Annotated in this window: 15 protein-coding genes; 6 read left to right on the top strand and 9 right to left on the bottom strand. The window is 56.3% G+C overall.

Features of this window, described 5'->3' with window-relative positions:
- Window positions 1-7: 7 nt before the first annotated feature.
- The gene (locus CGZ80_RS15115) at window positions 8-1,315 is read left to right on the top strand and encodes a CCA tRNA nucleotidyltransferase (RefSeq protein WP_233148434.1); all 1,308 of its coding nucleotides are present in this window, start codon (window positions 8-10) and stop codon (window positions 1,313-1,315) included.
- A gap of 75 nt (window positions 1,316-1,390) precedes the next feature.
- On the opposite strand, the gene CGZ80_RS15110 is transcribed toward CGZ80_RS15115, so the two are convergent.
- Window positions 1,391-1,873, bottom strand: coding sequence for a BON domain-containing protein (locus tag CGZ80_RS15110; RefSeq protein ID WP_143543945.1), 483 nt, complete (start codon window positions 1,871-1,873; stop codon window positions 1,391-1,393).
- A 405-nt stretch (window positions 1,874-2,278) separates the two neighbouring features.
- On the opposite strand from CGZ80_RS15110, the gene CGZ80_RS15105 reads away from it, so the two are divergent.
- The gene (locus tag CGZ80_RS15105; protein WP_143543944.1) at window positions 2,279-4,207 is read left to right on the top strand and encodes a DUF3352 domain-containing protein; all 1,929 of its coding nucleotides are present in this window, start codon (window positions 2,279-2,281) and stop codon (window positions 4,205-4,207) included.
- A gap of 82 nt (window positions 4,208-4,289) precedes the next feature.
- On the opposite strand, the gene dnaB is transcribed toward CGZ80_RS15105, so the two are convergent.
- Both dnaB and CGZ80_RS15095 read right to left on the bottom strand, forming a co-directional pair.
- On the bottom strand, window positions 4,290-5,630 hold the full coding sequence (dnaB, locus tag CGZ80_RS15100) for a replicative DNA helicase (protein ID WP_094415850.1): 1,341 nt from the start codon (window positions 5,628-5,630) through the stop codon (window positions 4,290-4,292).
- Between the two features lie 236 nt (window positions 5,631-5,866).
- A complete protein-coding gene (locus CGZ80_RS15095) occupies window positions 5,867-7,756 on the bottom strand; it encodes a DnaA ATPase domain-containing protein (RefSeq protein WP_158222706.1) in 1,890 nt (629 codons plus the stop codon).
- Between the two features lie 619 nt (window positions 7,757-8,375).
- Here CGZ80_RS15095 and lexA point away from each other — a divergent pair.
- Window positions 8,376-8,975, top strand: a complete 600-nt coding sequence (gene lexA / locus CGZ80_RS15085) for a transcriptional repressor LexA (RefSeq protein ID WP_094415843.1) — start codon at window positions 8,376-8,378, stop codon at window positions 8,973-8,975.
- A 161-nt stretch (window positions 8,976-9,136) separates the two neighbouring features.
- On the opposite strand, the gene ndk is transcribed toward lexA, so the two are convergent.
- Window positions 9,137-9,595, bottom strand: a complete 459-nt coding sequence (gene ndk, locus CGZ80_RS15080; RefSeq protein WP_094416022.1) for a nucleoside-diphosphate kinase — start codon at window positions 9,593-9,595, stop codon at window positions 9,137-9,139.
- 256 nt (window positions 9,596-9,851) lie between these two features.
- Here ndk and CGZ80_RS15075 point away from each other — a divergent pair, with 256 nt between their 5' ends.
- Complete coding sequence (locus CGZ80_RS15075; protein WP_198953703.1) at window positions 9,852-10,637, top strand: hypothetical protein; 786 nt, start codon at window positions 9,852-9,854, stop codon at window positions 10,635-10,637.
- A 45-nt stretch (window positions 10,638-10,682) separates the two neighbouring features.
- Here the strand turns inward: CGZ80_RS15075 and CGZ80_RS15070 are convergent, their stop codons facing one another.
- Window positions 10,683-11,657, bottom strand: coding sequence for a hypothetical protein (locus CGZ80_RS15070; RefSeq protein ID WP_094415841.1), 975 nt, complete (start codon window positions 11,655-11,657; stop codon window positions 10,683-10,685).
- Window positions 11,658-11,672: 15 nt separating this feature from the next.
- Window positions 11,673-12,110 carry a chorismate mutase gene (aroH, locus tag CGZ80_RS15065; protein WP_094415838.1) on the bottom strand — a complete coding sequence of 146 codons (438 nt, stop codon included), beginning with the start codon at window positions 12,108-12,110 and terminating at the stop codon, window positions 11,673-11,675.
- Between the two features lie 181 nt (window positions 12,111-12,291).
- Here aroH and CGZ80_RS15060 point away from each other — a divergent pair, with 181 nt between their 5' ends.
- Window positions 12,292-12,546: a hypothetical protein gene (locus CGZ80_RS15060; RefSeq protein ID WP_094415836.1), complete on the top strand. Its 255-nt coding sequence runs from the start codon at window positions 12,292-12,294 to the stop codon at window positions 12,544-12,546.
- Between the two features lie 194 nt (window positions 12,547-12,740).
- Here CGZ80_RS15060 and CGZ80_RS15055 read toward each other — a convergent pair whose 3' ends face one another.
- Both CGZ80_RS15055 and CGZ80_RS15050 read right to left on the bottom strand, forming a co-directional pair.
- Window positions 12,741-12,977 (bottom strand): hypothetical protein, encoded by a 237-nt coding sequence (locus CGZ80_RS15055; protein WP_094415834.1) that lies wholly within the window; start codon window positions 12,975-12,977, stop codon window positions 12,741-12,743.
- Window positions 12,978-13,206: 229 nt separating this feature from the next.
- Entirely contained in the window at window positions 13,207-15,426 is a 2,220-nt protein-coding gene (locus tag CGZ80_RS15050; RefSeq protein WP_094415832.1) for a hypothetical protein, read from the bottom strand.
- Between the two features lie 541 nt (window positions 15,427-15,967).
- Here CGZ80_RS15050 and CGZ80_RS15045 point away from each other — a divergent pair.
- On the top strand, window positions 15,968-17,425 hold the full coding sequence (locus tag CGZ80_RS15045; RefSeq protein WP_094415830.1) for a BBP7 family outer membrane beta-barrel protein: 1,458 nt from the start codon (window positions 15,968-15,970) through the stop codon (window positions 17,423-17,425).
- A gap of 93 nt (window positions 17,426-17,518) precedes the next feature.
- On the opposite strand, the gene CGZ80_RS15040 is transcribed toward CGZ80_RS15045, so the two are convergent.
- Complete coding sequence (locus CGZ80_RS15040) at window positions 17,519-18,910, bottom strand: PQQ-binding-like beta-propeller repeat protein (protein ID WP_315851420.1); 1,392 nt, start codon at window positions 18,908-18,910, stop codon at window positions 17,519-17,521.
- Window positions 18,911-19,077: the final 167 nt, after the last annotated feature.

Below are 19,077 nucleotides of genomic sequence, written 5' to 3'. Positions count from 1 at the left end.
GACTCCGTTGACAAACATTGGTCCACTATTCGACGCCGGAAAGATCCTCTCGCCGCAAGTCCGGGATTCCCTGACCGAGGCGGTTCGTATCTGCCGGGTGTTACACGCGTCGGGGCACCTTGCTTATTTCGCCGGCGGCTGTGTGCGTGACGCCTTGCTCGGACGCCCGCCAAAAGACTTTGACGTCGCCACCGACGCAACCCCAGACCGTGTTCGCGAAATCTTTGGCCGCGGAAATACGCTAGCATTCGGCGCTTCGTTTGGCGTCATCGGCGTCTTGCCACCCAAAGCCACACGCAAAAAACGCGGATCGCTGCAACCAACCGAAGTCGCGACGTTTCGCAGTGATGGCGAGTATTCAGACGGCAGACGCCCCGATTCCGTTCGCTTCGGCGACCCCGAAAACGATGCGCTTCGCCGAGACTTTACCGTCAACGGGCTCTTCTATGATCCCGACAGCGAGCGGGTGATCGATTTCGTAAATGGCCAGGCGGACTTGTCCATTCGACGCTTGCGCACAATCGGCGCACCTCAAGATCGTTTTGAAGAAGACAAACTTCGCATGCTCCGCGCGGTCCGGTTTGCAACCACTCTCGAATTCGACCTCGAAGAAGCAACCAAGGACGAACTGATTCGACGTGCCGACGAAATCGAAATCGTAAGTGGTGAACGGATTGGCGCAGAGATGCGACGCGTCGTCTCCTGTTCCACCGCGGCAGACGGATTGCAAATGATACTGGGGACGGGGCTGTCTCGCAAAGTATTCCCGGAACTCGCCGCGGCCAACACGCAGCAACTTCGCCAACGCCTTGACCGACGGGTTTCACAGGACTTCGTTTCGTCGCTCGCTTTGGTCCTGCTGTCACTCGGAAACGACCAGCCCGCCCCTGCCAAAGCGGTTCGCAACTTGGCCGATCGCTGGAAACTTTCCGGTGAAGAAATCCGCCAAGTCACCGCAGCGATGAAACACTATCGATCAATCATCGACGCCGACTCATTCGCGTGGTCACGTTTGCAACCCTTGCTGATCGATCGCGATATCGAAGTCACCATTCGTGTTGCACAGGCAATTGCTCAAGCCGATGGTGATGACGGAGCCGGGATCGAACGCTGTAAAGAAGCTTTGCAGTGGCCCCAGGAACGCCTCGATCCAGTGCCATTGGTCACTGGAAATCAATTGATTCAGCTTGGCATGCAACCGGGACCGACTTTTCGAAGTTGGTTGGCGCAAGTGCGATCAATGCAACTTGACGGGGAACTTGCCGATACAGACGCCGCGATCGAATTCGTTCGCGAGTTGGCTTCGCGGAAGTAAAAAATGCGATGCCGATTTGTCAGACGAAGACATCGGCATCACATCGGTGGCGTTTAATTGGTCTGTGTGTCGCGTTTATTCGACGACAGAGACTCGGTTGTCGATTTGACTGACTCCCGGTTCCAAACGGATCAGCAATTCGCTCATCCGGCGGTCTTTTTCCGATCCGACCGTGCCCGTCAAAATTGCGGTTCGCCCGTCCATCGTCACATTGACGTTTCGGACGCCGCTGGTGACTGGCACGCGGTTGAACACACTGGTTGCCGCAGCTTGGACGCGATCGCTGCTCATCGGTGCGACCTCGACAGCGGACCGCAAACGGACGCGAATAGTGGGCTTGGTAGCGGATCCACTTTGCGCTCCGAAAGCATTCCCCAAGGCACCAAACAATCCGCCCAGGCCACCCAGTCCTCCTGCACCACCGGCACGACCGCCGGTGGCGCCACCGAGGCCTGAACCACCGGTACTTTCGGCGGCCGCTCCAAAACCCTGAACGTTTGTGCTGCCAATCGATGCCCCGCGTTCGACACCACCGAAATCGCCGCTGGACGACGACATCGACGAACCAGTCCCACTACTGGTGCCTGTTCCACTGGTCCCTGAACTAGTGGTTCCACTGCCGAACGAGCTTCCCCCCGTATCAGAACCCGATGTGGATCCCGTGCCACCGGACGAGAACTGCGCGCTAGCGACACAGGCGATTGTCAGATTGGCCGCCATCACGATGAAGGCGAAACGAAGACTACGGTGTTTCAGCAAACTCAACATGGAAAGCGGCCATCCTCAATGAAAACGAATCGTTTGAATTTGTTACCCTACTTTAACGTTTGGCGCCTCCAAACGTTTCGGTTTTTGCCTGCCTAGTTCGAACCAAAGTCCCAAGATCGGGGTGGCAAAACCGAATCAAGCGGCAAGTTCCGAACGCCTCCTCCAGCTTCTTTACCGAATGGAAGACCCATGCGCATGCTTTCTCCCCCCGGCGGTCCGTCGCGACCGTTGGGTGCAATAAAACACCTTTTTGCGGCTGCATTGATCGCGCCGCTCACGGTTTGCTCGCTGGCCGGCCCGCTGCGTGCGGCCGATCCCAAAAAAGCTAGCGATCTACCAGGCGCGCCGCGTCTGTTACCCAATGACACGCTGGCCTATGTCCGGTTGGACAACGTCAACGACGTCCGCAAGGACCTCAAGTCGTCTTCCTTGGGCAAAATGATCAACGATCCAAAGTTCCGCCCGTTCGCGGACGACCTGTACGCCACGCTCGAAGAACTGTTTCAGGAGATCAGCAAAGAGATCGGTCTCGAATTAGACGAATTGCTCGCGATTCCCCAAGGTCAAGTTGCCTTCGCCGTCCATCCGGCTAAACCGATGGAAACGGACGAGAAACCCGAGTTGAAATTCGATGACGACGCCAGCGACGACGAAATCGAACGGCGAAAAAAACGCCAGGAATTGCGCGAACAATATGCGTTTGGTCTGACGTTCATCGTCGATGCCGGTGACAACATCGACAGCGTGATGAAAATCGTCGACCGGTTCGAGACCGAGATGAAAAAACAGCGCGTGCGTCGTGTCGTCAAAATCGATGGCACCGAAGTCACACGTCTGCTGCCCAATCGTGCTGGCCGGTTACCAGTCGAATTCTTTGAACGCGACGGCACCTTCGTCATCGGCGTCGGAAACTCCGCCGCCCAAGACGTCCTCAAGCATTGGCTGGGTGAAAGCGACGAACCGACGCTTGCCGACAACGCGAACTTTGGGACGATCATTTCTCGTTGCTTGGGCGCCGAAGAAACCCGTCCTCAACTGACGTTCTACTTGGATCCACACGCAATTGCCGATCGCATCATCAAGCGATCCGATTCGATCGCGATCGCGTTGATGTGGCCTTCGATCGAACAGATGGGCGTCGCACGCATTGCCGGTATCGGTGGCAGTTCTTTCCGAGGCGGCGAAGTCTTCGAAGGCATCGCGCATTATCACATCAAAATTGATCCGCCACGCGATGGCGTACTCGGCGTCCTGCGTCCAGAGACCGGCGAAACCGCACCTCCCGATTGGGTTCCCGAACAGGTCCTGCAATACTCGTCGCTGAATTGGGATTTCGCCAAAGCCTACGAAAACTTCGGCAAAGTCTTGGACCGCTTCCAAGGCGAAGACTCGCTCAAACGCTTGGCCGAGACTCCGCTCAAAACGCGTCTAGGACTGGACTTGCAAGAAGACTTGCTATCCAACCTGACCGGCCGTTTTGTGCGTGCGTCATGGGTCGAACCGCCAGCGCGCATCAATAGCGGTGTAAACGTGTTTGCTTTTGAACTGATCGATCCGACCAAAGCCAAGTCGACTTTGGCAGAAGTTCGCGACCGACTTCAACAACGCATGAAAGTCGAAACCATCGCCGGCCAAACGACCTATCGGTTGCCCGGCCCCGGTGACCGCTTTCCAAACAACTTGCGTAAGCCAGAACCTAGTTTCATGGTCCTCGACAAATGGTTGCTCTATTGCGATAGCACTCAGTTCTTGGAAAAAGCAGTGCTGACCCATGCGGGCAAATTGCCACGTTTGATCGATCTTCCCGACTATCAACTGGTCTCCAGCGAATTGGGCGGAAAGCTGGACGGTGAAGCTCCTTTCTTGCTGTCCTTTATCGATGGCGCCGAAAGCATGCGAATGATCTATGACTTGGCCAAGGCGCCAAACTCGCGAAACTTCCTACGCAACGCGGGTGAGAACAATCCTGGTCTGCGAAAGATCTCCGAGTTAATGGATCGCAATCAATTGCCAGCGTTCTCGGAATTCGAGCAGTACTTCGCCCCGACAGGAAGCTTCGGTTACAACGAACCCGACGGAATCCACTTCGGTTTCTTTACCCTCCGAGCGGATACCAACGAGTAGCGCTGGCGGCCATTTCACCGATGCAGTTTCCAATGCTCTGCGAGAACAAAAACTCTCGCAGAGCGACGAGGACGTGGGCTTTTTAGAAGCCGCCCGGGGTGGTGAATTCGGCATAGTCGCTGAATTCGTCGTGGTGCTCGGGGGCTCGGTTACCGAATCGCGTGAAGTCGGATTCCCAAGTCAACTGGACATCTCCGACCGGGCCGTTCCGCTGCTTCGCGATGATGATTTCGGCTTGCCCGGCGTACTGGGCGCGTTCTTCGCCGCGGTGATAGTACTCCTCACGGTGCACAAACATCACCACGTCGGCATCCTGCTCGATCGCACCTGATTCTCGAAGGTGACTGAGCTTCGGTTTGTGGTCTTTGCTGTCTTCCGCTTGCCGGTTTAGCTGCGACAGACACAACAACGGCACGCCCAATTCCCGCGCCATCCCTTTCAAACGACGCGCGATCTTTGCGACCTGTTCCTGACGTGGGTCACGAGAGTTGTCGGGTTCGATCAGCTGCAAGTAGTCGATCACGACCAGACCGAGTCCGTTTTCGCGTCGTTTAATTCGACGTGCCGCAGCCGCAATTTCACTGACGGTTCGACTGGGCGAATCGTCCACGTAAAACGGCGCCGTACTGATCTCGTTCGCTTTGTTGATCAGGCGGGTCTGGTCATCCGCACTGATTGTTCCGTTACGCAGCTTGTGACCATTGACGCGGGCCAAGCTGCACAACATCCGGTCGGCCAATTCGATCCCCGACATTTCCAAACTGATGAACAGCGACGGTTGCCGCAATTCGATCGCGCAGTGTTCGGCAATGTTCATCGCCAAAGCGGTTTTACCCATCGAAGGACGGGCGGCCAGAATGATCAATTCGCCTTGGTGCAAACCACCGGTCATCGTGTCATAGTCCAGCAACCCGGTTTCGACGGTGCCCTCGGTGACTTCACCACGGAGCCTCGCTTCCATCCGGTCCATCGCGGCATGCAACACGTCGTTCATCGAGTGCAACGAGTTCGCCGAGCGACCGTCCATGATCGAGAACACTTTCGATTCCGCCTGAGCACACAGCTCGCGAGCTTCACTCGATTGCTCGTAGGCGTCGCGCAGGATATCGGTACCGGCGTGAATCAGTTTTCGGTAAACCGCTTTTTCGGAAACGATCTCGGCGTAGTAAACGGCGTGTGCCGCATTGGGAACGGACGAAGACAACCGCCCCAGGTACGCCGCACCACCGATCTTTTCGAACTCGTCAGCCTTCTTTAGTCGCGCGACCAACAGCGTGACGTCGATCTTTTCACCATTGTCGTACATCTCGCGAAGCTGGTGATAGATCGCTTGATTTGCATCGTCATAGAAATCCTCGGCGCGGAGGGACGCCAAGTCGTCGCAGACCTCTGGCAAAATCAGAATACTGCCCAAGACCCCCATCTCGGCTTCGAGGTCGAAGGGGGGCTGGCGCTGGAGATCTCCGCGGCCGATTGGGGGCGTTTCTTCTTGCCGTTTTTCTTGTCGCCTGAACGATCAAAGTCGCCGTTGCTCAAGGATCCGATCCGTGGTTGTCAGACAGAATTGCAGTGTGATTGGAGAACAGCAGTTTCCCGTTTCCCCGGGCGTCGATCAAGTCGAACTGAAATGCGGGGGGAACCAACCAGACGGGCGGGGCACTAGCCAGTTTTCAACATCGCTTCGATGCGGCGAATGGCTTCGTCGGTGGCAATCGCCGTCTGTCCCCGGCCGATCTTCTTGTTGCCGTCGATCCACTGGCGAACTCGCTGTGACGCCAGGATCGCGGTGCTGTGGCTTCGACCGCCGTAGTGGCCGCCGATTTCGGAAAATGGGCTGCCAGTCATTTCGCGGGACAGATACATGGCCAGCATCCGCGGGCCGGTCAGACTCTTGGCTTGCGAACCCGACTGCAGCGAACGACCTTCGAGCTGGAATACTTTCTCGACGGCTTGTTCGATCGTTTGCAAGGTGATCGGTACGCCCGAACTTCGCAGCAGGTGTGAACCGTGCTGGCGGATCTGCTCCATCGTCGGCATCGCACCGTACATTCGATGCAACAGCGAAACCAGATTGGCGACACCGATTAACAATCGCCCGTCCCCATCGACCGATTCGGCGATCTCTTCGAGTACGGCTTGTGGCCAAGGATCGGGGGAACTGGTATCGGCGTATCGTTTCAACAGCTCAACGCGTGTTTCGAAATCCAAACTGTTGACCTGGCAGACCAGCCCGGATGCCAGGCGACCGCTCAATTCACCGCCCAGTCCTTTGATCTCTGTCGGTGCTTTCGTCCCGGCGAACACCAGTGGCTTGCCCGCTTCGGCAAACATCTCGATCGTGTGTTGCAGCTCGCGGATCGTCGCTTTTTTGTCAACAAAGAACTGAATGTCATCGATCAACAAAGCACTCGCGTCGCGGAATCGCGAACGGAATGCGGGAAGGCTGTTGCCGTGCAGGGCTTTGATGAAATCGTTGGTAAAGTCTTCGGCCGACATGATGATCACTTGGCGAAGACGGTGCACCGCACGGAGCTTCTTTGCAACGGCGCCCAGCAAGTGCGACTTACCAGAACCCGGCGGTCCCCACAAAACCAAAGGCGATGCGGTGCGTGGCGACTCGATTGTCATCTCGCATGCTGTCACGGCCAGCTTGTTGCAAGCTCCGGTGACGAAGTTGTCCCAGCGGTGGTCCATCGCTTGACGCATGTTTTGACGCGTCGAAGCTGGCATCCCCGGGGCTGTAGCAGGAGCAGCCGTCGGTGCCGGTGCGGCAGCGGATTGCGTTTCGCGGCGGCGAGGTGCCGGAACCGTTGGCGACGGTTGGGCAGCCGTTTTGCGGCTATCGATTCCGTCGGCCAAGATCGCTGCGATCGATTGTGTTTGGGGACGGCGATTGGCGGGTTTGCGTTTGTTTGCCGAACCCGTGTTCGTCAAACCCGACGATTTTGCAGACGCTTGCGCCGACGCGTCGCGTGCAACGGTGTCCTGTGCCGCAGGTTGAATCACCCCGTCAGCGGTCGCCGAGTCATTTGGATGTACGGAATTGGTATCCGCCGCGTCGTCAAACGGCAGCCCGACTTGCTGGACCGGTGTGCTGGCGACATCGATTCGGACGTTGGTCAACGAACCGCATGCTGCCGAGGCTGCCGCACGCAGCGACGACATAAAGTTCTTGCTCAACCGGTCGGCGGCGAATTGGCCGCGGGCGGTGGCGATGATGCAGCCTTGTTTGTTGCCTTCGTCAGCCGCTGGGGTCTCGATGTCGAACTCGATACCAGAGAACCAAATCTGATAACGCTCCGCGCCCACACGCTGTTTCAAAGCCTCCTTGAATGTGACGATGACATCCGAGTCATCGTTGCAGCCTTGCGTTGTGGACATACCGGGAGCGCAGTCCTCCATCATGGATCTATGCGAAACGTTCAATTCCAGATCGTCGATCGCGCCGTCACGGCCACGTGGGGAATCGAGACCGAACAACCTGGTGTAAATCGGCTTGACGAGCTGATTCAGGAAAGCAGCCAAAGCGTTGGCAAGAAAAGCAGCCAACCTAGCTCCGCTGGGTGGCATTTCAGCCTCCCGAATCAATCATCCGACTCAACCGAACGTCCCGTGAAGAGACGACTAAGAGTTGCTAGCAATCTCGTTGGCGTTCGGTGAGTGGGCGAGATTCTAAGTTTGCTAGCTTTGAAGTCAAATCGAATTGTCGAGCGGCCGCCTCGGATTCAAACGGCGGGCTGAACTTCGTTCGCATGAGGCAAGAATTCACGGTTAGAGACGTCTTCCGGCTCACGGGAGATGCCCCGAATCGTCGTGCTGTGAAGAAATTCGGGGGGGTGGAAAAAGTGTCGACGCTGCAGGAAATCCGCCCTGCGCCAGGACAGAACACAAACGTAAAGCTTTACCCCCAAACACGTTACGGCAACGCCACGCAACTGCCAACCATTTGCCTTCATGAAATCTGCATGGCCTCTCGGGGTGACAATGAAATGTTTTGATCCGACACCGCGTCGGTCCCCCGGGACTGTTGCCGATTAACACTTCGATATTGGACAGATGTGATCCATGTCACGAAATGCCAGGCGGTAATGGATTTGTAGTGGTGGATTGGGTATACTACCTTTAGGTTGTCGGCTCGGCGACGTCTCTCCTTTCAGCGAGTAAACAAATGGCAACGAAGCAACTCACAGAACGGCAGCGCCGCGTGTATGAGTTGATCCGTGATTTGATTGTCAATCGCGGGTACGGGCCAACGGTTCGCGAAATCGGCGAAGCCTTTGGCATCAAAAGCCCGAATGGTGTCATGTGTCACCTTCGCGCGTTGGAACGAAAAGGGCTCATCCGCCGTAGCCCAAATAAGTCACGTGCGATCGAATTGACCGAGACGGTCGATCGTGGTCACAGCTTACCGATGGCGGGAATGGTGGCAGCAGGAACGACCGCGTTGGCTTTCGAGCAAAGTGACCGTGTCGATTTCAGCGGAATGTTCTGCAAGAACGATCGTTTCATCCTGCAGGTGTCGGGCGACTCAATGATCGATGCCCATATCCAAGACGGCGACTTTGTCGTCATCCAGAAACAGGAATCGGCTGAACCCGGCCAGATGGTCGTTGCTGAACTGGCAACGGGCGATTCGACATTGAAGTTTTGGTTCCCCGAAGAAGGTCGCATTCGGCTGCAACCAGCCAACCGCGAAATGGCGCCGCTCTACGTCAGCGACGCCCGAATCGTCGGCGTTGCTGTCGGCGTCGTACGAAACGGCATTTAATCATTTCCGTCTCGTTACCGATCAATTTCACGCGGCTTTCATCGCGAAAGCCGCGTTTTTTGATGCGCTCGCAGCACTGACCTGCGACGTATCCCCCGGGCGTCACGGCCCAAAAATCGGGGTGGCGTCGCTTAAACCTGTCAGTAACTCTGGGCGGTGAATTACTCGTCTGCCGCTCGCAAGAACGGAGTCAAAACGGGTTCGTAGTGACAGATTTCTGAATCTTCGAAGTACAGCGTCAATTCACGCTGAGCCGCTTCGGGTCCGTCGCTGGCGTGAACCAAGTTCATTTGACGGCTGCTGCTGAAATCGCCGCGGATCGTTCCGGCAGCGGCACTCAAACCGTTGGTCGCGCCAAGCATGTCACGAACGACTTTGATCACATCCAATCCTTCGATTGCCAGGGCGACGATGGGTGCCGAGGTGATGAAAGATTCCAGGCTGGGGTAGAACGGCTTTTCAACGTGTTCGGCGTAATGCTGCTTGGACAATTCGGGGGTCACTTGCAACATTTTCATCGCGATGATGTTCAGCCCTTTGGCTTCAAAACGTGCGATCAGTTGACCCATTAGGCGGCGCTGGACGGCGTCGGGCTTCAGCAGGACGAGGGTACGTTGCATCAAATCACTCATCAAAAACGGCTCCGAGAAAGTTAAATTCTGTTGGTTGGCCCGAGATTATTGGTTTTGCATCAATCGGCGCGAAGCGGGGCGAATGGAGCGAACAGCCCGGATTCAGGCGATTTGGCGCCCGCGAGCGGAGCTGATGGTGCCACGAAGGATGACGCAGGATAGACTTTGGGCCGATTGGAAGTCCGACGAGAGTCAGGATTGCTGTTTAGGAAACGATCAGGTCAGGAACCAGGAACGAGCAACCATGAGTGCAGGTGAGCAGCCGACAAGTGAAACCGCCAACGGATCCACCGCCACGGCGGCTTCAGGTGGCGCCGAGAAGACACGCACTTCCGGAGGCCATTCGAAAAAGCGAATCCTGTTGGTGCCCTATCCTAAATTCGTTTTCATGTACCCCACATTGATCGTCTCGTTCATCGCGTCGTTGGTGCTGTGGTTCACCGGCGACACAACGATCAATCCCGCCGAAGATCAAACCGCAGTCATGGTGACCGGGATGTTCCTGGCCGTTTTAATGGCGAACATGTTCGTCATTGTGTTCGACTTCCCGCGGGCCACGTCACTGACGTTGATGTTTGTTGTGACATCGATCGCGATGGGATTGTGGCTGCTGTTCCTATCACGCCCCGGATTGCTGCCTGCGATCGAAGGCTGGGTCCGAGGCATCCGGCCGGTTGCGAACGCCACGTTCTTTATGTGCATGACGATCGGAATGGGACTGATGTACGCCGCGGTGTTTGTCAGCACCCGATTCAATTATTGGGAACTGTCCAATAACGAACTGCTGCACCACCACGGAATGCTCAGCGACCTGAAGCGGTACCCGGCGCCGAATCTGCGCGTTGACAAAGAAATCAATGACGTCTTTGAGTACGCCTTACTTGGTGCCGGTCGCTTGATCCTGCACCCGGCCACGGAAAAACGGGCGATCGTGCTGGACAACATTTTGTTCGTGGGAACCAAAGAAGCTGAGATGACCAAGATGCTCGGCTCGATCAAAGTTCAAATCGGCAACGATAGCAACAGTTAGGCGAGCTGCTTAAACAGAATCTGCTGCGGCATAAGCCCAGCAAATTTACTGCAGCCGACTTGCTTTCCGACGTTCTGCAAGCGGCTGCATCGATTCGGCCAGAGCTTTCAGCGAAACGGGCATTGCGACGTCACGATCGCCCCATTGCTCCCACCATCGCTCGACAGCTGCCGCGCTCTCGTCATCGCCTAGTCGCCATAGCTTGATCGCTTTTGCGACCGGCAGCGTTTGCTGTGAGAAAAGTCCCAAATTACGTGCCGCTCGCAGCACGATTGGAACGGTGCCTAAATCCCAGGGCAGCAGCGAATGTCGACTTGTCCCCGAGCCGAATCCCTCTGGCAAATCAATTGCGGGACGCGGTCCGAGTGTTTGTTCTAAGTGTCGGCCAATGGCGACCTGAGTCGCCAAGTATGCAAGTCGCACCACTTCGGTGACGATCGGGTCGGGGTCGGTCAACATCGCTTCGATCCAGATCCGTCGGCTGCCGGAATCAAACCCGCCGTCGCCACCACGAAACGGCTGGACCAACAAACAGTCGATCGATTCGGGCCACCATCCGTCTGGCGGCGCCGAATGCCAAATCAATTTGGCGGTTTCGATCAGCAATCCTGGTCCATAGGTTTGCCAACGGTCACGTAATGGACCGGCGCGAAGTTTCAGTTGCTCTTGAAGCTTCGGAAAGCGCTGGCCGAGCGCGATCCGGCTGTCTTCTAGTTGGCTTCGAAGTGCCGCAGCGGTCGCTTCGATTTGAAGTTCGCTGCAGCCGGACGTTGCCAGAGCCGCTTCACAGGCCTCTCGCAAGCTTTCACCTGCGGCGACTTCGGCGAACAAGGCTGACCAAAATCGCGACACATCGCCCATCGATGATGCCAAACGCGTATTGATTTGGCTGGTCGGAGCGGCGAGCTTTTCTTCAGTCGCTTTGTCCGTGCATGGCGCTCCGGTGCCAACCACATAGGACGCGTGGATGACGCTTAGCTCGACGGCCGTTTGAAACAGCAGGTTGGACTTTTTCGCCAAAACAAACCCTAGGACTTAGCTCGCGGTGTTGGACGAGATTTGCGACTGGATCCATTGTTCCAGCTCGTCAAAGTCGACGGGGGGTAAATCTGACAAATCGGGGCGCAATTTGACAGCACCGTGCAAATAGACGTGGCGGATGTCAGCCTGCGGTTTCGCCGTGTTCCAGTGCAGCAACACGCGAATGCAGCGTGGCAGGGACCGTTCGACCGAGATCTCGTATCCGCACAACAGTGGGACGCCATCCCAGCCAAGTTGCCGAGCAGCGAGAGCAGGAAATTCGGCCTTGAGGTCTTTGGTGACAGTGAAGATGGCACTGGCGAGATCAGCGGTCTCGATCTCGTTTTGCCGAATCATCAGAGCCAGCAATTGCCGTGTTTTGAGCAGGATTTCGTCTCGGTCGTCGACATCAACTGTGGTCGCCCCGCGAACGCCTCGGCATGCGGTCGTCATTTGGTTTTCCTTTCACTCTCAAGAAGAATGCACATAGTTGGCGATCGTTATTCGCTTTAGCCGTACAAAGCGTTGCCCGAATTGCCTACTATAGCGCAATTAGGCCCCAGCCGATAACCGTGGAGACACGAATGGATTGTTTCTCCGCGTGATTCCCGAACCTGAATCGTTTCTAGCAGTTATGAACGCAAATCGTACGCCCCACCAAGAACGGATTATCAAGAATTACTACCGCAATCGCGACGCGATTGGGATTCAGAAAGCCCAAGAAGCGGTCACGGAGCTGTATTTGAGCGAGGGCACGAAACGTGTGACCGTTTGGAAACGCCTGTGTAGCCACCTGGAAAAGGCTGGCATGACGCCCGAACAGATCGAGCACTTGCGTGAAAAAGACGACCCAGCGTTGGTCGCAGAAGCGCTCTCAAAGATGGCGTAGCGGCAGCGAAACGTAGCGGATCAACCGTCGCAGTGAAGCGACGGGCATCCTGCATCGACAGCGGGACATCGTGTATGTCCGCGCACGCGATGGCATACGCCGTGCGTTCTGAACAAACGCCCAGCGTAGTGGACAAGGCGACAAATCCTTCTTCAGGATCCATCGCCTCGTCCACTCACGTTGTTATCAGCTGATCAGCGAGACTGCTTTTCTTGGGCAGTGGCGGCTTTCAATGCTGCTGCTTCACGCGGCAATTTGAACTCCGGTCCGGCCGGGAAGTATTGCACGTCGTCTTGCAAGTAATACGGGCTAGGTAGTGTTTGACCGTTCATCGTGACTTGGCAACCAGTGGCGCCAACCAAGCAGGTGCCGGTGACGATTGCGATTGCGGCGACTCGAGTGATGCGTCCAGAAGTCTGTTTTCGGCTCATGGCTTCCGTGCCTAAGATGGATCTATTCATGTCGGGTCCGCGGTGCGGCTTCGAATCCCGTCAGAACCGGTATCGGATGAATAACCCGCAAAGCTTAACCGGCGCGGTCGATTTTCCCGAAAAGGCCTTGTAATCGGCCCGTTTTGCAAGGCACCGAAGGCCAATCGGGTTCCTCAATCGCGTGGAACCGCGTCCGTGAAACCCGCTCTTGCGCCTTGCGACTGCTCTTTTATTCAAGCGTTGTCGTCGTTTGCAGAATGATTTGGCGAGACGAATCCGGCCATTGAACAAAGAGGTCGAATTCGAGTTTCACTTTCGATTCGATGGTGTTCGCCAATGCATTCAAAACGCGTAGACGATTAAGGTTGGCTTCCAATCGCTTGAACTGGTCGTCAAGCTCATCGATTTTTGCACGAGCCCGCCGCTGCTCACTCGAGTTCTTGTGCTGGAGGTTGTACTCAAGGTTCATTTTCGCGGATTCGGCGGTTCGCATCGCATGATGGGTGGAGGTCATCACTTGCAGCAATCCCGCCCTGGTCAGGCCCTGGAACTCATATTCACGATCAAGCCGGCCTCCGAACACAAATTGCAATTTCAATTCGTTGTCACAGTCGACCTTAATCATCATTTTGATTGCCACGCCTTCGGCTTCTTCTTCTTTCGCCGCAAAGGTCGCGATTGCCAATTGGTCCGTGCCGTTGGTTGGATCAAACGGCTGGTCCCACGACCACTGAATCGTGTCCGGCGCACTAATCCGCAGGTCGAGCTGGGTGTTGGATTTCTGCGTCGGTCCGCCCAAATCCCAACTCGATTTCCACTCAAGAGGATCAAGTGAAAGTGCGAAGGGTGGCGTCTGGATTGACGGTCTGAAGTACGTCGAGGTGCCTTCGGAATCGATCAGACGTCCGTGGAGCATTTGGCGTGAATTGGGATCAGCGGACGCCTTCTCGTCCCAGACGAAGTAGTTCTTCGCATCGTGTTTGATCCAGGCAATCGCTTTCCCAGACTCGGAATCAACGATCATCCGCACCTGTTCGTTGTTTGAATACGGAAGCAGTTCCAACGGCAAAGGCTGGATGAATTCGATCGTTTGATAGGGTGCCGCACTGGATTCGAAAGAGATGGGCGAGAGATCTGTCACCTTCGGTAGATCGAGGAAGCTCTCTTTGCCCGCGACCGTCGGCTGTTGCTGGGAATCGATCGCGGCGGAATCGCGATCGGACATCATCGCCTCCAGCGTTTCCTCGCCTGCAGCAGACCGATCCGACGCAGCTGCCGGATCGAGCGAAATGTCCCCCGGTTTGATCCGCAGTTCATCGAGAGAGATGCCACTGGGTATGATTGACTTGACGTCGATAAGTTGCTCTTCAACGGTCTGAGCCAATCCCAAGATTTCGTCGTCGGTCGTATTTCGCGTCGTATTTCGCGTCGTTTTCGCTGGCGCGTGATTGGCAAAGACGCGGCTCTCGGAGCTGCGAGTGTTGTGACGTTGACGATCGTCGACCTGAACTGCCGCTTGCGGTGTGCCGCTTGACCGGTCCAGCGTTTGCTTGGTTTGTGCGGCAGCATTGTTGCCGAGGTTTGGTGCCGGTCGGGCTTCCGTTTGGCGGACCGGAGTTGACTGAGCCACTGCGGACTGGACTACTTCAGGCTGTGGTTGTCGCTCCGCAACGTTGTTCAACGTGCGACGCGGGGCGTTGGCGAGACGTTCGTGACGCTGAGCCACGATTTGATACCCTGCGAAAATCATAGCGAGGATCACGACGGTCGATCCGACACCAAGAACAAGGTTCCAGTTGAAACGTCGGTCTCGTTCAATCGGCTGCAGCTTGATGGTCTTGGAAGAGTGTGGCTTTGAATCAACGACTTGGACTTTTTCGGGTCCGAAACGCTGCACCAAGGCTTGGGTGAATTGATCCGAGATGACTTTTCGCCGGTCCTTTTCATCGGCCGTCATCAAAGACGTTTCGGTTTCTTCCACCTCATGGCTGACCAAGCGTTTTTGCAAGGTGCCGGCAGACGACGCGACTGGGCGTCGATTGGATTCGAGCGCCCGTGGCGTAACGAGTTCAGCTCGAAACGCGGTGACAAGTGCGGACCGATCACCGGCAGTCAGGTCGCCTGGATCGCCAAGCGGCATTTCCGTGCCGGACGATTCACGCCCTTCCAGATACACCAATTCGCCGTGCTTGGTAAGAAACCAGCTGGAAAGGTCCAGCCGAGGCAAGCGATTGCCATTCGATTGCAGCGTTCGGCAGGCTTCATCGAATCGCGTGCTGATCAGCTCGGCGAGATCATCGGGCGGAACGCCCAGTCGGTTGCGAAGCGACTGAAGTGACTCCAGGAGTTCGCGGTCTTGCGGCGCGAAATCGTCACCCGTTGTCAAGCGAGACGTCACCACCTTGGCGTCGCCAAGCTCGGGGGACGAATTCGTCGAACGGGTATCCATCGCAACTCAACAGGGATCGCTTAATCGGGACCAAATTTCAGTGCATTTCAAGGCCTGCTCAATTGTGCGCCATTGTCAGTGCTGTGTGTCGGGTAATCAAACCCTACAGGCCTCGGGTCCCCCAACGGATCGCAAAAAAAGCGGATGATCAAGGAAAATCTCGTGATCACTACAGATTTCCTAGCTCGTTCTAGTGGAATTTGCCAAACCCCTGGGCCCGGTCGTGCCGATAACTCCAGCTGAAGCGATTGTCTGCATGATGCCGGACGTGACGAACGCAGGGACGCGTTCAAACGCTTGTCATCGTACAGGTCACTTCAAAAACAATGTCCAGGGGGGGAAACCGGGACTGTCAGCGCCGAGTGATCGAAAACTCGATGTCGAGGCGTCCGGTGTATTCGCGCGGGGTGTCATCACACACCAAGCTCGCCCTCCCACCAATTTATCGTGGCTCGGGAGAAACTGACGCAAGTTGCGTTAAATGTGGCTCGGGCAAACGAGCCCAATTAAAGAGGCGGCTGCGACCGCGGAGACGTTTGCGATGCACCGAATGATTCGAAACATGCTTTACAGACCATCTTCAAAACTTCTTTCGCCCCGTGTCGGGACGACGTCGCAAGTCTGCGGAACTGCATGTGCAGTCATGCTGGCGTTGGCGTCCGTGATGACCGCGAGTGCCCAAGGAGTCTCCCAAGCCGGCTACGACTTTGAAGGTAGCGGCTACGTTGTCCCAGCAGGGATGCCACCACTCGGCATGCCTGTCGGCCCAGGCGGAATCGCCCAAGTCGGCTATTGCGACATGGGTTGCGAATCGACAGGAATGATGCCCGCGATGGACCGAATGGTCTGCGGCGCATGTGGCGGTGGCGGCGGATGCGATTGCAACAGCGTCCTCGGCGGCGGTGGCTTGCTCGGCAAACTGCGTGCTGGCGGTGGCCCGGCTTGCTTGTTCTGCCGTGGTGCCGGATGCACCGCTTGCCGCGAGTTGCCCTTCGGCTATGCCGGATCGGTACTTGCTGGTGCCGTGTCGATGCTTCGTCCTTACCAAGAGGCAGGACTTTGTAACCAACGCTGGTACGACATGAGTCTGGAAGGATTGTTCCTGACCCGCACCATCGATGGTGGTGTACCGAACCAAATCACCTCGCAAGGCATCGACGGCCCATCGGTCCTGACTCTTGACGATGTCGGTGAAGACGATCTGGAAGCTGGCGTCCGCGCTTCAGTCGCAATCCTGTGGGGCCCCGGTGGCAACTTCGAAGGAACCTACATGGGCGGCAATGAGTGGAGCGGCACCGCATCGGTGAACGACGCCGGCGGATCGCTATACTCTTTCATCAGCGAGTTCGGTACCGCCCCGTCCGGCGGCTTCGATGACACCGACGAATCGACCACCCAAAGCTTGGTCAGCAAGAGTACTTTTCACTCGGCGGAACTGAACTATCGTCGTCGCACGATGTTCCCCTACTGCCGCTTCCAAAGCTCTTGGCTGGTCGGTCTGCGATACGTTCGCTACGACGACTCGCTGCTTTATTCGGCGACCAATGCCAACGACGCCAACCGATACTTCTACAGTGAAACGAGTGCCAAAAACCACTTGTTCGGTCCTCAAGCCGGTTTCGACTTCTGGTGGAACGTTGTTCCCGGAGTTTCGCTGGGCGTCGGATCAAAAGCGGCTTGGGTTCAAAATGACATCGACCGTCACACGAACATCACCGCCAATTCGCTTGGCATCAACGGCGGATCGGGAACGCTGTCGGACTTCGACCAAGACACCACCGTCATGGCAGACTTCGAACTGAAGATGATCTACCGACTGACCTACGGCTTGACCGTCCGCGGTTCGTACTATGTCCTCGCGATAGACGACATGGTCTACGGCGGACTTGATCGTGAATCGGTCACGAACATCTTCACGACGACCACCGTCGACCGGCCATTCATGTACGACGACCTTGTCCTGCAAGGTTTCACCGTCGGTGCCGAATACACCTGGTAGGCACTTCGCAACGCATCGCGAACAACTAAAAACCCCGGTCGAGTCTCGGCCGGGGTTTTTTCGTTTTGATGGCGTCGTTTATTCCGGCGATTGTTATTTCGCAGTCAGGTCAACCGCAACGATCTCTTTATCATTTCGGATAAACGCGGCGTGGTTCGCATAAGCCGGATGACTCCAAACGACAGGACGTCCGAACGCTTCGCCGGTGGGCTCAACCACCTTCATGCGACCGAGTTCTTCGTAGCCTTTGGCAGTCAGTTTCGCGACCAACAAATCCCCCGTTTCGCTCATCAAGTAGTAGCGATCGGAATCACCGATTTGGGTGATAAACGCTGTTCCATGTTTGATGAACCGTTTTTCATCCGGCTTGGTCGCTTGAAAGGTTGACCACAGTCGATCGCCGTTTTTAGCATCCACCGCAATCAAGTCACCTTGGTTGCAATCGGTGCCATAAACCACGCCGTCGTCAAATGCCGCGGGGGCGTTGCTGCAATGCACGGCGTTTTTTGCTTCGCCACGCCAAAGTTCCTTTGCCGTTGGTGTCGACGAGTCCAATTCGATCATGACCGCTTCTGTATGAATCGAGCTCACATACATTAGATTGCCATCGAAGGCGGGCACTGCTACAGCCATTTCATACGACGGACTCACCGCGATCTCCCAAAACGGCTTCCCCGTTTCAGGATCAAAACTGGTCACGCCTTCTGGATGAAACGAGATCAACTGAGTCGTACCGCCCGCCTGTACCAAAGTTGGCGCACAGTATCCCGCGGGAGTATCTAGGGCTTTCCAACGAACCTCGCCCGTTTTCTTGTCAAACGCGACAAGTCCTTGCCCTTCGCCACCAACCATCGTGTAGACCAATTCGCCATGCACGAGCGGATGACCGGAGAAGCCCCAGATCGGAACATCGGCAGCGAAGTCAGCAACCAAGTTACGTTTCCAGATCACGCTGCCGTCGCTGGTATCCAAGCATGCGAAGTCGCCTTCGGCACCGAGGAAATAGACGCGATCACCATCAATCGTTGGGGTTGCTCTTGGGCCGGAGGGATAGCTGATGTCGTAGGGCCGATCATATGCGTACTCCCAGATCACTTCACCGGTCTGTTCATCGAGTGCCAGCAATCGTTCGCGGCCTTTGAGTTTCGCACGCTGCCCCGGATCGTTGAACAACTGACCGCTGCTGGTCAAATAGTCCGTCACAAATACTTTGCCACCAGCGACCGCCGGTCCGGAGTACCCGGCCCCAACAGGATGTCGCCATTTCACGGGCAGGCCCTCACTGGGGATCTCGGTGACGACACCCGATTCGCGATAAACGTCGTCTCGCTGCGCCCCCATCCAACCTGGCCAGTCATCAGCCGAAGCGGTGTTGGCGACCGACAGCACTGCGGCGCCCAACAACAGGCGAGCACAACTGCGTTTCAAGCGAGCGCTTTTCGCGGTGATTCCATTTCGATTGCGATTCAATCTCATCAGACGCATTTTGGATTGTGGGGGGATGATTGATGCCGTTTCACCAGCATAGGTGACCCTGCGGGGTCGTGATATCAAAAGATGATACCCGCCAAGCCAAGTCGCCTTTCAGCCACGGGTGGATCGCCGGACGGGAAAAGCTGGCGGGCCACCTTCGAAATTGACCTTTAATCCGC

Origin of the sequence: Rhodopirellula sp. MGV, assembly GCF_002251265.1 — a bacterium.
Taxonomy (GTDB): Bacteria; Planctomycetota; Planctomycetia; order Pirellulales; family Pirellulaceae; genus Stieleria; species Stieleria baltica_A.
The sequence above is the reverse complement of the archived record's forward strand: the minus strand, read 5'-3'. Positions and strand labels throughout refer to the sequence as shown.

Bases quoted from the DNA above. Each gene is read 5' to 3' on its own strand.
- CGZ80_RS15110 (WP_143543945.1), bottom strand. From the start codon at position 1,873: ATGTCGTCGTCCAGCGGCGATTTCGGTGGTGTCGAACGCGGGGCATCG.
- CGZ80_RS15105 (WP_143543944.1), top strand. From the start codon at position 2,279: ATGCTTTCTCCCCCCGGCGGTCCGTCGCGACCGTTGGGTGCAATAAAA.
- dnaB (WP_094415850.1), bottom strand. From the start codon at position 5,630: ATGGGGGTCTTGGGCAGTATTCTGATTTTGCCAGAGGTCTGCGACGAC.
- lexA (WP_094415843.1), top strand. From the start codon at position 8,376: ATGGCAACGAAGCAACTCACAGAACGGCAGCGCCGCGTGTATGAGTTG.
- ndk (WP_094416022.1), bottom strand. From the start codon at position 9,595: ATGCAACGTACCCTCGTCCTGCTGAAGCCCGACGCCGTCCAGCGCCGC.
- CGZ80_RS15075 (WP_198953703.1), top strand. From the start codon at position 9,852: ATGAGTGCAGGTGAGCAGCCGACAAGTGAAACCGCCAACGGATCCACC.
- aroH (WP_094415838.1), bottom strand. From the start codon at position 12,110: ATGACGACCGCATGCCGAGGCGTTCGCGGGGCGACCACAGTTGATGTC.
- CGZ80_RS15060 (WP_094415836.1), top strand. From the start codon at position 12,292: ATGAACGCAAATCGTACGCCCCACCAAGAACGGATTATCAAGAATTAC.
- CGZ80_RS15055 (WP_094415834.1), bottom strand. From the start codon at position 12,977: ATGAGCCGAAAACAGACTTCTGGACGCATCACTCGAGTCGCCGCAATC.
- CGZ80_RS15050 (WP_094415832.1), bottom strand. From the start codon at position 15,426: ATGGATACCCGTTCGACGAATTCGTCCCCCGAGCTTGGCGACGCCAAG.
- CGZ80_RS15045 (WP_094415830.1), top strand. From the start codon at position 15,968: ATGCACCGAATGATTCGAAACATGCTTTACAGACCATCTTCAAAACTT.
- CGZ80_RS15040 (WP_315851420.1), bottom strand. From the start codon at position 18,910: ATGCGTCTGATGAGATTGAATCGCAATCGAAATGGAATCACCGCGAAA.